The organism is Paenibacillus senegalimassiliensis (assembly GCF_001486585.1).
Taxonomy (GTDB): Bacteria; Bacillota; Bacilli; order Paenibacillales; family Paenibacillaceae; genus Fontibacillus; species Fontibacillus senegalimassiliensis.
Map to the genome: position 1 here is coordinate 18,190 of NZ_LN909044.1, position 12,647 is coordinate 30,836.

A 12,647-nucleotide genomic window follows, 5' to 3' on the forward strand; every position below is an offset into this window, starting at 1 on the left:
GATTTACTGTTGTGGTGCCTTATCGAAGAAATTCTCCTGTACGTATTGCGCCGCTACATCGAGCTGCTTCTTGGAATCCGTGTCCTTCTTGGAGAATGACTCCTGTACTACGTTGGACATGGTCGCATAATAATCCTGCGTTCCGAACTGTGCCTCCGGCTTGCCCTCCAGTAAGCTGAACAGTTGTGGGTCGTATTTGTACACGTTGTCGTATTGATCGTAAATAGCCTGCACCTTCGCAGCATATTCCGAATCCTCGCTGAAGTATTCAAGCGGAGTTGGAATGAAGTATTTACCTTCTTCTTTACGTGCCTTAATGGTATCTTCCACTGATTTCAACGCATCATCTGTGAAGTAATCAAATGTAATATAGCGGAAGGCCATTTCCTGCTCATCCTTGGTGGCATTCGGGTTAATTACCAGATAGTTGCCGCCCAGAATACCATAGTGCTTGCCGCCCTTCTCCGCTGCCGGCATTGGATAGGCAATAACATCCTCCGGCTTCATGCCGCCTTCATTCAGTGCAGCCTGAATCACGTCAAATGCCCCGGCAATAACCATAGCAGTACGACCTTGCTTGAAGGAGCTAACTGCATCCCCCCAGCCGAGCGCCCAATCCTGCGGAATGGCGTTGGCTTCCCATCTCAGCTTTTTATAGAAGTCCAGTGCCTTCACGCCTGCTTCCGAATTGAATACCGCAGTCAGCTTGCCGTTATCGTTCTGCTGAATGTCTCCTCCCGCTTCAAACAGGAAGTTGGTCCAGTTCCATCCGGCCTCATTGCCCTTACCCATCGGTGCAATCCCGGAAATCCCCTTCTTGGGATCAGCTACGCCCTTGGCTGTGTTATACATATCATCCCACGTCCAGTCGAACGCCGGTACCGCTACGCCCTTATCGTCAAGCAACTTCTTATTGACTACCGTCGAAGTGACATAACCGTTTTGTGTCACGCCGTACACCTTGCCATCGACGACAAACTGATTTTGCAGTACAGGATTTATCTCATCCTTGTACTCCCAGCCATTCCACAGCTCCGTAATATCAGCGACCCAGCCGCGCTCTACAAGCAATTGGGCTTCTGTTGCCCACGTATTATAGAAGGTTGGAGCTTCATTGGACGCCATTTTTGCCCCGATTTCATTCACGTTGTAAGCCCAATCGTCCTTGACGATCGTCACGTTCGGATACTTCTCCTGGAAGCGGGCAATCTTGTCGTCCTCCTGCTTGCGCAGTGTCGTTTCATCCGGCAACGGATAATGGATCTTCAATGTTACCTTGCGGTCTGCGATATCTCCAGGCTCCTCTGCTGTTCCAGCTTCATTACCGCTATTGCCGCCCGTACCGGCATTCCCCGTGTTGCTTCCTTGTGTCTGATTCCCAGTTCCGCCGCAAGCTGCCAGCAAAGAGCCGAACAGCACGAGGCACATCAGAAGTACAGTAAACTTGCGCATTGAAACTCCCCTTTTCGTAAATTGTTTGTTGTTACCTTCTCATCATAGAAGAGAACATTCCGGCAATCGATGTGCAATCATATTCCTTTCGTGTGCAGCCCTACGATATTGTAAGCGTTATCCTTTGACTGCCGACAGGTTGACGCTGCGCATAATAAATTTCTGGAACACCAGAAATACGAAGATCGGCGGAATCATGGCCATGAACAAAATGGTGAACTTCACGTTCGTATCAAGACTTCGAGCATTCACCACGTATTTGTAAATGGCTGTTGCCAATGTGTATTTATCCTCGGTCTGCATGACAAGTGACGGCCAGAACCAGTCATTCCAGGCAGTTGAGAAAATAAAGATCGACAGCGTAGCAAAGATCGGTACAGACAACGGAATGGCTATCCGGATAAAGTTGGTCCAATCCGAGGCTCCGTCAATGCGGGCCGCTTCAAATATTTCCGGGTGTATCCCGTCAAAGAAATTCTTGATCAGCAGGAAGTAATAGGCGCTGGCCCCCGCTGGAAGCCAGAAGGCCCAAAATGTATTCAGCAGGCCTAATTCCTTCAGATTAACAAAGTTAGGAATCATATAGCTGGAAGCCGGGATGAACAAGGTCATCAGGATGAAGAAATAAACGGCCCGCCCAAAGGGAACCCGGATCCGGGAGATGCTGAATGCCGCTAGCCCCAGCACCAGAACGGTGACAACCAGACTTCCGAGGAACACGAACATCGTATTTTTCAAATAGCCCGGCAAATTTATAAACTGCCAACCTCTGATAAAGTTCTCCCAGTGCCACTCCTGCGGGAAGAAGTGCGGAGGGAAGGAGTTCACCTCAGGGTTGCTCTTGAGTCCGTTGAACATCGTCATGGCGATAGGATATAACATGGTCACGATCATGACGGCAAGACATAGCAACATAAATCCGTACACAATTTTATTTAAAGGCTTGCGCAGATCAGCGGGTGATAAGATGCCTCTTTCCTTCATGCTAGTACTCCTCCCTGTTCAGCTTGAATTGGATGACGCCCAAAATGGCCAGCACGAGGAACATCAACACACCCAGCGCCGTTCCTGAACCGTAATCCAATTGAGTAAAGGCATATTTCACCGTCAGCAGAGCATAGGTGAGCGTAGCCTTATTCGGACCACCATCCAGCATTGCGAGTTGCGACTGATACGCCTGAGAGGTTCCGATTAGCTGGAGGATCAGCATCAGCACAATCAGATTGCGCATCGATGGCAAAGTAATATACTTGATCCGGCTCCATACTCCGGCACCGTCGATTTCTGCTGCTTCATACCAATCCCGAGGAATACTAAGCACGCCAGCCAAGTAAATGAGCATCGCCGAACCGAATTGTTGCCACGTCTCCATGAAGACCAAGGACACCATCGACCATCTCGGGTCGGAAATGAACGCAATCGGATCAACGCCAAACGAGCTCAGCAACGCATTAATAGGTCCTACCGGATCGTACATCCATCTCCACAGTCCATAGAGGACAACCCCTGGCACCACGTACGGCAGGTAAGCGGCAATCCGGGCAAAGCCCTGGAAGAACTTCAGCTCTGAGATGGCGATCGAGGCCGCAATAGGCACCCAAAACCCGATAACCAGACATAAAAGCATGTAATACAAGGTGTTCCGAATCGAAATAAGCACATCCGGATTGTTCAGCACCTTGATATAGTTGTCCAGCCCAACAAACGTGTTACCATTAACAAAGTCGATATGATAGAAGCTGTACACCATTCCCTTAATAATAGGAACCCATAAAAAGACGATAAATATAGCAATCGCCGGAACAAGGAACAAATACCCCATCATATATTTTTTAAATTGCATCCCTCTTCGCGGTTTGGTTCTAAGCGGCTTATCCCCAGGCTCATGCTGCGCGCGCTGCGGCGTAAAGGTCGTATCCCCCATCTTCTCCCTCTTTTCTTTGTAGTATCTTTTGTATCTATCCCTAATTGTAGAAAAGAGGCGGAGGCGCGAACATGTCTAAAACTATGTAGAATATGCTTGATCTTACTTCTTCAATTCGCTGGGGCTGATTCCGAAATATTTTTTAAAAATCTTGCTGAAATGCTCGGGAGATTCATAGCCCACACGCTCGGCAATTTCGTAACGACGAAGGTCCGTGTTCAGAATAAGCGATTTGCTCTCCTCCATCCGCAGCTTAATCACATACTCCCACAGGTTGTAACCCGTGTTCTTCTTGAACAGATAGCTGAGATAGTTCGGGCTGACATGGTTCTCCTTCGCCACCTCATGAATGGTTAAGCCCTTGCGATTATAGTTCTGCTCAATATAGTCCTTGGCATTGTCTACGATCCGATTCGTCTGCGTATGCAATTCCTCTTGGGAGGGGTCCTTGGCATAGTTATGCCAATTGTAGTCGCCATAATAGAAAATATGGTATTCCCCGTGCTCGCCGCTCCATTCAATCGCCTTGTCCGCTTGAAGATTCAGTTCACTCAAGAAGCGGATTCCTTTAAGAATTTGGCTGATTCCCACGGTGCATACAATACCAAGATATTTATGTACATGGTGATGCAGGCTTCTGCCAATCATCTCAAGCTGGTTGATCTTATTGACGCTGGACTCGGCGTATTCTCCTTCGCTCCATTGCATGATAATAGCGATTTCCATATCACGGGTGTAGAAGGACAACGCATTCCACTCTTCATGCAGCAGTTCCTTGATAATATTCAGCGCAGCGTATTGGAATAGCTGGACATCTCGCTCGTTGTACCCTGCTGTCTCTTTGCCTGAAGGGAGCGCCAGCTTCATTTTGATCACGGAAAAATAAGGTCCCAGCACCCGCAGCCACCCGATCTCCTCCTGTTGCCACACTTCCTCTGTCAGTTCTGCCGAGGCATCCAGCAGACGCCGCAGCCACTCTACTCGCTCCGGTCGCGCTTCCTCCATGCGGAAGTTCTCCCGGCTATCTGATAGCCATTCATCAATCTTCAGAACAGGCTTATCCATCTTAAGCAGCGTATTGCGTACGGAATCGAGAAATTGATCGCTGTTCAGCGGCTTGATCAGGTAATCCCTTGCGCCCAGACGTATCGCCATTTGCGCATATTGGAAGGTCTCATGGGCTGAAATGATAATGGTCTGTACCCATGGCTTCAAAATTTTGGCCTGATACATGAGCTCAATCCCGCTCATCTCGCCCATTTGGATATCTGTCACAATCAGATCAATATCCTCCATCCGAACATAATCCAGTGCCTCGTGAGCATTATGGGCGGTAATAATCTGGCCGATCTCCAGGCCCGAGGCCGATAATAGCCCGGTCAACCCTTTACAAATTAACGGTTCGTCATCAACGACCAGGATGTTGTACATACTTGGGTTCCCCTCTTTCGTTAGTCCTCCGATAGTTCTTTTCTAGGCAGCGTGATGGTCACCGACGTGCCTCCCCCGTCTCTCACAGCATATTCCAGTCCGTATTCCGGGCCAAAGTGCAGCCGAATTCGCTGGTGGATATTGCGAATACCATACCCTACAGATGGGCTTGGGCTTTCGTGATTTAACAGCTTGTGGATAGCCGCAAAATTAACGGGCTTATAGCCGTTATCCTCAATAACAATTTCGATCCGATCCTCCTGCAAAACAGCACGAATGGAAATTTCGCCATCTTCGCCCATCTGCTTCACGCCATGAATAATTGCATTCTCAATCAACGGCTGGAGTGTAATCTTTGGTATGGTATACCCGTGTAATTCCCCAGGCACGTCCCAGGTTACCCGGAAGCCGTATTCATACCGGTACTCCTGCAACTTGAGGTAGGCTTCCGCATGTTCAAGCTCCTCACCAAGCTTGATTAACTCCCGTCCCCGGCTTAAGCTGATCTTCATCAATTTGGACAACTGCTTGATCATTTCGGCGGAATCGGAATTCCCCTCCATCTTGCTCTTCCAATAAATACTTTCAAGCGTGTTGTACAGCAAATGTGGATTAATCTGTTGGTACAAAATTTGCAATTGGGCTTCCTTCTGTTTAATGTCCATTTGATACTTGTAGTGAACCAGACTATTTAGTCTACGCGCCATCTCGTAAATCGTGGAAATCAGGACGCTGACTTCATCATTTCTGCGCCATTTTGGAGTTTCTGGCACTACCTTCCCCGGCTCATACCTTCTCACAAAATAAACAAGACGCTGTAGCGGAGTCATCAAGGCCCGCCAGAAGTACAGAATCATAATCAGCCCGACCACGAAATACGCTACCGAAATCAATAAAATAATCCGCTTTATTTCGTTTTGCTGCTGGAGTAGTGCCTTCAGTGGCACTTTATAAATCAATTTCTGCTGGAGCACCTCGTTATAATTAACAACGTAAATGAAATCACTCGTAATGATGTCCTTGGCACCGATTCCTGAACTCAGCACCTCCCCATCCTGCGGCAATTCCAACACCTCGCCTACTCCTGAGGCCGAAGAAGTTAATACCCGATTGCTCCAATCCGTAAAATAAAGCTCTCCATCGGGGATAGAAACCGTTTGCAGAGATTCCCCGATTCTGGCATCTACATTTGACACAACCAAAACGCCGATTGTGCCGCCTCGATCGATGTTATTGATGGCTCTGATATAGGCCAGGGTATGCTGGTTCTTCTGCCCTTGGACGGGAGGAGACAAATGCTCGATTAACCGCAAGTAGCCGTTCCCCTTCTTGGCAACCGCTTCATCAAACCATTCCGGCTTCTCTTCCTCTAGAAAAAAATAAACCCCGGCCTTCATAGATTCCGGATAGTAAGGGGCAAAGGAATACGAGTTGGAGGGATCGTACACGAACAGTGAATAAAATAGCGGCGCCTGCTGATCCGCTTCCTGGGAATAGCTGTTTAGCAAGCCTTCCAAACGTTCGTAATTTTTGACACGCTCCAGCATGCTGTTATCCACGTCCGGGTTTAATTGCTGCACCGTCGGGTGCTGAAATACGGTGGATGTCACCTTGTTAATCGATTCGATATCCCGACTAATCAGCTTGAAATTTTGTTTATTCAATTCAATATAGGCATTGGACACATTGCGCTTCAAAATTTGGTCCGTTCGATAGTTCCCATACCAATTCAATATGAACAGAGGGATGACCAGTACCAGAAATACGAGGACAATCTGCTGCTTCAAGTTGATTTGCTTCAATGGGTTCTTAAATCCTGCATTCATCCGCGTGGCACCTCCGGCCCTTTAACTATAACAAGATTGAAAACGCGCAAGGTATGCGCGTTTCTACGGAAATTGTGGCATTTCCTCCGATGACTCCCCGGGAAGAACGCCCTCCTCCCTCCTAGTGTAGAGTTTTTTTTCGTTCTTGCCAGTCCCAATTTTCACTATAATAGCCGAGCAACCGAGAGATGGCGTGGATTTAAGGCTATGCTGCTTGAATTCGTTGCGTCAGGTACTGTTGCTTTGCCCATCAAGAAGGGCCTTCACCAGACTGGTGAAGGCCCTCCTAATCATCTTTGGTTATTGTTACGCATAGCCCCTAGTTGGAGGTCTTGGTAATAGATTGGGTTGTCAGTTCATCCAGACCGCCAACAACCAAATCGGCTGCCCCCAGGATGGCGGGACTTCCGATACCAACGACGCGACAGCCAGCCGCTTGCCCGGCTTGTACGCCAGTCTCGGCATCCTCGAACACGATGCAATCGGAGGGTGCAAGCCCCAAGGCTGCGCTGGCCGCGAGGAATACCTCAGGGTCGGGCTTCGCCTTGGATACCTTCGTGCCATCAATCACCGCGTCGAACAGATCACTGATTCCTAGCCGTGCCAGAATGAAGGCCGCATTCTTGCTGGCCGAGCCCAGCGCAATCTTCACGCCCCTCTCCCGCAGCTCCAGCAAATATTCTTTTGCTCCCGGCAATATTTCTGTTGGCTCCAACTTGGAGATGTAATCGACATATTCATCATTCTTCGTCACAGCCATGTTCTCGCGTTCCTCTTCCGTGGCTGTTACGCCTCCTACTTCCAGCAGAATGCGCAGGGACTCCATCCGACTGACTCCCTTAAGACGTTCGTTATGAGCCTCCGTGAACTCGAAGCCAAGCCGCTGAGCCAGCGAACGCCAAGCGAGGTAATGGTATTTGGCCGTATCCACAATCACACCGTCGAGATCGAAGATGGCTCCCTTCATCGTTTGCAGCATGTTATTCTCTCCTTTTTTTAGGCTCATTAAATAGATAGGCTCACTTGTCGTCCCGGCGCTACGACCAGTTCTTGTTCGCCAATGACAAACCGAGCGTCTCCGGTATTATCCGCCTCAGCACATATCAGAATATCCTCACGTCCAACGCGTACCCGGTATCCCCCTTCACGCAGCCGAACAGGGAACTCCACGGCATGCCATGCAGAAGGCAACGCAGGCTTCAAGCTAGCCTTAACTCCGTCGTATCGCAATCCCGCAAAGCCCAGCACCGCTGCCATCCAAGCTCCGCCATTAGCAGCCGGATGCGTCCCCCCGATATACAAATCTCCGACGTATTGCTTCGATTCCCCGGTCAGATCAATGGTCGCCGTCTTCAGAAAGTACGGATACGCCCAATCCGGAGAACCGATATCGGCAGCTACCAGGGCATAAATGCAGGAACTCAGACTTGAACCATGCTCTGTTCGTGGTTCATAGAACTCCCAATTGGCCTGCTTGATCGCCGGAGCGTACTCATCCTTATACAGATGCAGCATCAGCACTACATCCGCCTGCTTGAGAATTTGAGTTGTCGTAGCCAGTCCGTTGCCTCCCCCCAGATATTCATGGGGATTGAGCATCCGTGCTTTTAACTCAGGCAGTGCGACATCTTCCAGCGTATGATATCTATCAAATTGCTCAATAATTCCGCTAGCCGGATCGGGCTGTGGCACATACAAGCCATCGTGCATTTCCCAAATGTGCTCTGGCTGAATTGAGCTTCCCGTTAGCAGCCGATCATACTTACTGGAATCTTGCTTGTGCAGCAGTTCCATCACATCAATAGCAATTCGCAACGTTTCCTTAACCATCCGGTTGGTAAACGCATTATTGCCCACACGCTCATGGTATTCGTCAGGTCCGGTCACATCAAGAATCTCGTACCGTTGCTTGAAGGGATTGTAATAGGCGTAAGAGTAGAAAAATTTCGCACACTCCCATACGACTTCTGCCCCGCCGTCCAGCAAGATACTCTCGTCGCCAGTAAAGACGTAATACTGCCATATCCCGCAAGCGACATCGGCACTGATATGCACCTGCTTATCCCGGAAAAAGGTCCGCATCGGACGTCCGGTAAACACGTCGTTTACGTTAAACAGTGTACAGGCATCATCCCCTGTCTCCTGACTTTCCCAGGCGTAAAACGCTCCTTCGAAGCCATATTCCGCAGCCTTGCGCCGCGCTCCATCCAGCGTGTGCACCCGGTACATCATCAGGTTTCTTGCCACCTCCGGCCGAGTGTACAGGAAGAACGGAAGCATGAACATTTCCGTGTCCCAGAACACTGCACCTTTATAGACCTGACCGGATAATCCACGCGCCGGGATAGACACCTTCTCGGAGCGGTCCGGAGCAATAATATGCAGTTGATACATGCTATAACGAAGGGCTAACTGAGCTTCCTCATCACCCTCAATTACAATATCCGAAGCAGACCACTTCCGCTCCCACTGCTCGGCATGCTCTTGATAGAGCCTGTCATATCCAAGCTGCTGCGCTTCGCAGATGGAGGATACCGCTGCCTGGGCGGAGCTTGGCTCTACTTGCCTGTCCCCGGTTGCCCCAGCGGCTACAGATACGTATTTGACCCAAGTATAGGGCGTTTCAGCAGAGATATTTAGGCGAATAGTTCGTGAGATGGAGTGGCCTTCTCTCTGCAACTCCACTTGCTCCTCGTACCCTTCCGGCAGACCGCTACCTTCCAACGCTGCTGCTGTGGTTACCGGAACATTCAGTTCATGCGTCCAACCGGTCAACGTTAATATGTCGGTGGTTCTATTTGAATCCGTCTCCGGGTTCACATCGCTCACCAGCCGCTCCAGATGCGGTCCGTTGATGTCCCACACTTCGCCATCGATCCCCGTATTGATGACGAGTTCTCCGTCAAGGCTGCTTTGTAGTGTAAAGCGTTGAACGATCAACTGCGGCCGGGCCGCGCTGCACCAACGCTCAGAGCTTACCGTCACCTGGGCTCCATCTGTCGTGCTGAATACCGACTTACGACGATGTACCGCATGACGGATATCCAGCAACTGCTCATGCTGAGGTAGCTCCACCTTGCCACTCTTCGCTTCAAGCACACTAAGCGCTGTGCCATTCCAATGCAGCTTCGTCATTAAGCCATTTGGCGCATTGACCGGCTCACGCCATTGGTTCCCGACCTTGTCATATAGCCCAGCGATGATTGTTGCTGTCAGTTCTTCTTTTCCGAATTCCTCCAGAGTTCCCCGAACTCCCAATGCCCCGTTTCCAATCATAAACTTGTTGCCGTTCATCGCAATCCGCTGCGGGTCAAACCCGTTCTCATTCACGATCCAGTTCATGAGACAACCGCCTTCCGCACAGGCACCTGCACACCCGCTTCACCAATTAAGCAGGACTCCCCATACAGCAAAATCTCCACCGTTCCGCCGGATGCCTGAATAGACACTCGCTCCTGATCAACTTCCACAAGCAGCTTGGTCCCGCGGTAAGTTACCGGGAAGCGATAGCTATTCCAACGTTCGGGAATGCTCGGATTCAGCATAAGCTGATCCCCGTCCGAGCGCATGCCGCCGAAGCCATACACGATGTTCATCCACGCTGCAGCAATGGAAGTGGTGTGCAGCCCTTCCCGCGTGTTCCGGTTATAGTTATCCAGGTCCAGACGTGTAGCAAATTCGAAGAAGCGGTAAGCCTCATCTGATCGTCCAATCTCGGCCGCAAGAATCGAATGGATCGATGGAGACAGAGACGACTCATGAATACAACGCGGCTCATAATAATCATAGTTGGCCTGCTTCTCCTGAGCGGTAAATTCGCTGCTATAAAGGAACATGAACATCAGCACATCAGGCTGCTTGATCATGTCATAGCGATACAAGCGATCATAGGACCAATGCGAATACAGCGGGAACTGCGTGACCGGAATAGAGTGGATATCCAGATGCGGCAAGTCGAAGAAACCATCATGTTCCTCGTAGACCCCGGTCTGCTTATCCTGCGGTATTTTCATATGCTGGGCCTTATTGCGCCAGTCCTCCTGTTCTTCCGTGGTCAGTTCCAGACGTGCCGCTAATCCCCGGTAAGCCTCGCCCGCTTCCGTCTGCATGGCGCTCAGCACCTCCAAAGTGTACTCGAACAGCTTCTTCGCCATAAGATTGATGTAACAGTTATTGTTGACCATCAATTGGAACTCATCGGGACCCATTACGCCGTAGTAGCCATAAAGCCCCGTTTGCGAGCCCCACTGCCCACGGGTTGCGTAGAAGCGGCTGATCTGGATTAGCATTTCCGCCCCTTTTTCATACAGAAATGCCGTATCCCCCGTAATTCTCGCATAATGGCGTAATCCGTAAGCCACTGCCGTACCGACATGCAATTGCAAGTTGGAATGCTGCCACAGATCACAGCTCTCCGTGCCATCGATGGTCGCAATTGGATAAAACGCCCCTTCACAATCAAGCTCCTTAGCCCGCTTCAAAGCTTCGGGCAACGATTTGTAACGGAACTCCAACAAGCTTCTCGCCGCCTTCGGATTGTTGAAGATGTAGAACGGCAGGCAGTAGGACTCCGTGTCCCAGAAGGCCAAACCACGATAAGCCTCCCCGGTCAGCCCCTTCGCTCCAATATTGAACCCGGGGTTGTCCCCATGATAGGTCTGATACAATTGGAAAATGCAAAAGCGAATCCCCTGCTGATTCTCCGGGTCACCCTCAATGGCAATGTCCGAATCAGCCCATACTTGATCCCAGTAGCTCCGCTGGTCAGCAGCAACTGCATCATATCCCCCATGTACAACTGTCCCCGCTAGCTCCATTCCCTGTTGCCAGAGATCATCCGTACTCTTGGAGTGGTCCTTCTCCGCCACATTGACCACAAGCTTGTCAATTTGGGTGGGCTTGCCTTGCTCCAGGGACAACACCAATTCCCGACCAATGTAGCTCTCGTCCTTCACAAGTTTGCTCTCTACCATTTCGGTAGCTTCTACATGGAATGCAGAGAACAGCCGATTACCTGTGTTCGCCGTTACGCCAAGCAGCCCGGCAATTTTGCCCGCTCCTTCTCCTTGCTTCTGTACTTGCCAATAATGCCGACCTTGGTCCTCATGAAGCACGGCCAAATCCAGCCCTGTACGCACGCTCACCGTGCCTGAAAAATTCAATGGCTCCAGAGTGATGCGCTGCGCCCCCAGATGGGATACCTTCATACTGACCAGGCGCTCAAACGTCAGCTTCAGGTCCTTCCCACCCGCCGAATGCCAGACAAACTCCCGAGTGTAAACGCCCGTGCGAAAATCCACTTCCCTGCGGAAGCCGCTGAATTTGCTCTTGGCCAGGTCCAGAGTCTTGCCATCCAGTGTAATCCGTGTATGCAGCCAATCTACCGCATTGACCATAAAGCGCAGTGATTTAATAATTCCTTTATAGTGGGCTGTAACCGGGCTCTCCTCGAACAATCCGTTAAAGTAGCTACCCAGCAGCGTGTCCCCTCCATACCCTTCCTCCGGATAACCTCTAACGCCCATATATTCATTGCCCAAGGAAAAAATCGACTCACTCACCCGGTTGCGTTCCGCATCAAAACCTTCCTCCACAACCTTCCAAGGATCGATCTGCAAATATTTATCCGCAATTTTCGGCATGCTCCACCCTCTCCTCCTATTTCATCGCCTGATATTTGGCCCAGCTTGCTGCAACGTGAAGCCAGTTGGCTAGACACTTGACCTGATGGATGCAGCATGATGGCCACCATCCGGCTGCGCGCTTCGCTTGATGCATTTGTGAAGTCTGTCAGCTATTCTCACCGGCAGTACCGCGTATGCTTCATAAGCAAGGCCACTCCCCTCCAGCTTACCGAAACCCCGCACACCGCCAAATGTCCAGGACTAAGCAGCTTATGTGTAATCATACGGAGTTGCAGTAAACAAGAGTGAGTGTGATTCCAGGTGGGAGGGCTAAGGTGAGGGGGAAAGAAACTAGTTAAGAAAGACAACTTGACGGAATAGTGCATCGAG

8 protein-coding genes are annotated in these 12,647 nt (G+C 50.3%); all 8 read right to left on the reverse strand.

Annotation, left to right across the window (positions count from 1 at the left end; all coding sequences use genetic code 11):
- Nucleotides 1–3: 3 nt before the first annotated feature.
- The 8 genes from BN3279_RS05880 to BN3279_RS05915 all read right to left on the reverse strand — a co-directional run bounded on the left by BN3279_RS05880 (nucleotide 4) and on the right by BN3279_RS05915 (nucleotide 12,275).
- Nucleotides 4–1,452: an ABC transporter substrate-binding protein gene (locus tag BN3279_RS05880; protein WP_059049722.1), complete on the reverse strand. Its 1,449-nt coding sequence runs from the start codon at nucleotides 1,450–1,452 to the stop codon at nucleotides 4–6.
- Nucleotides 1,453–1,569: 117 nt separating this feature from the next.
- On the reverse strand, nucleotides 1,570–2,436 hold the full coding sequence (locus BN3279_RS05885; RefSeq protein WP_059049723.1) for a carbohydrate ABC transporter permease: 867 nt from the start codon (nucleotides 2,434–2,436) through the stop codon (nucleotides 1,570–1,572).
- 1 nt (nucleotide 2,437) lies between these two features.
- On the reverse strand, nucleotides 2,438–3,295 hold the full coding sequence (locus BN3279_RS05890) for a carbohydrate ABC transporter permease (protein WP_392396857.1): 858 nt from the start codon (nucleotides 3,293–3,295) through the stop codon (nucleotides 2,438–2,440).
- Between the two features lie 183 nt (nucleotides 3,296–3,478).
- Nucleotides 3,479–4,807 (reverse strand): response regulator transcription factor, encoded by a 1,329-nt coding sequence (locus tag BN3279_RS05895; protein ID WP_059049725.1) that lies wholly within the window; start codon nucleotides 4,805–4,807, stop codon nucleotides 3,479–3,481.
- Between the two features lie 20 nt (nucleotides 4,808–4,827).
- Entirely contained in the window at nucleotides 4,828–6,633 is a 1,806-nt protein-coding gene (locus BN3279_RS05900) for a sensor histidine kinase (protein WP_059049726.1), read from the reverse strand.
- Between the two features lie 319 nt (nucleotides 6,634–6,952).
- On the reverse strand, nucleotides 6,953–7,612 hold the full coding sequence (pgmB, locus tag BN3279_RS05905; RefSeq protein WP_089153436.1) for a beta-phosphoglucomutase: 660 nt from the start codon (nucleotides 7,610–7,612) through the stop codon (nucleotides 6,953–6,955).
- Nucleotides 7,613–7,638: 26 nt separating this feature from the next.
- Nucleotides 7,639–9,975, reverse strand: a complete 2,337-nt coding sequence (locus BN3279_RS05910; RefSeq protein ID WP_059049728.1) for a glycoside hydrolase family 65 protein — start codon at nucleotides 9,973–9,975, stop codon at nucleotides 7,639–7,641.
- Nucleotides 9,972–12,275 (reverse strand): glycoside hydrolase family 65 protein, encoded by a 2,304-nt coding sequence (locus BN3279_RS05915; RefSeq protein WP_059049729.1) that lies wholly within the window; start codon nucleotides 12,273–12,275, stop codon nucleotides 9,972–9,974. The genes BN3279_RS05910 and BN3279_RS05915 overlap by 4 nt, the downstream gene beginning before the upstream one ends.
- Nucleotides 12,276–12,647: the final 372 nt, after the last annotated feature.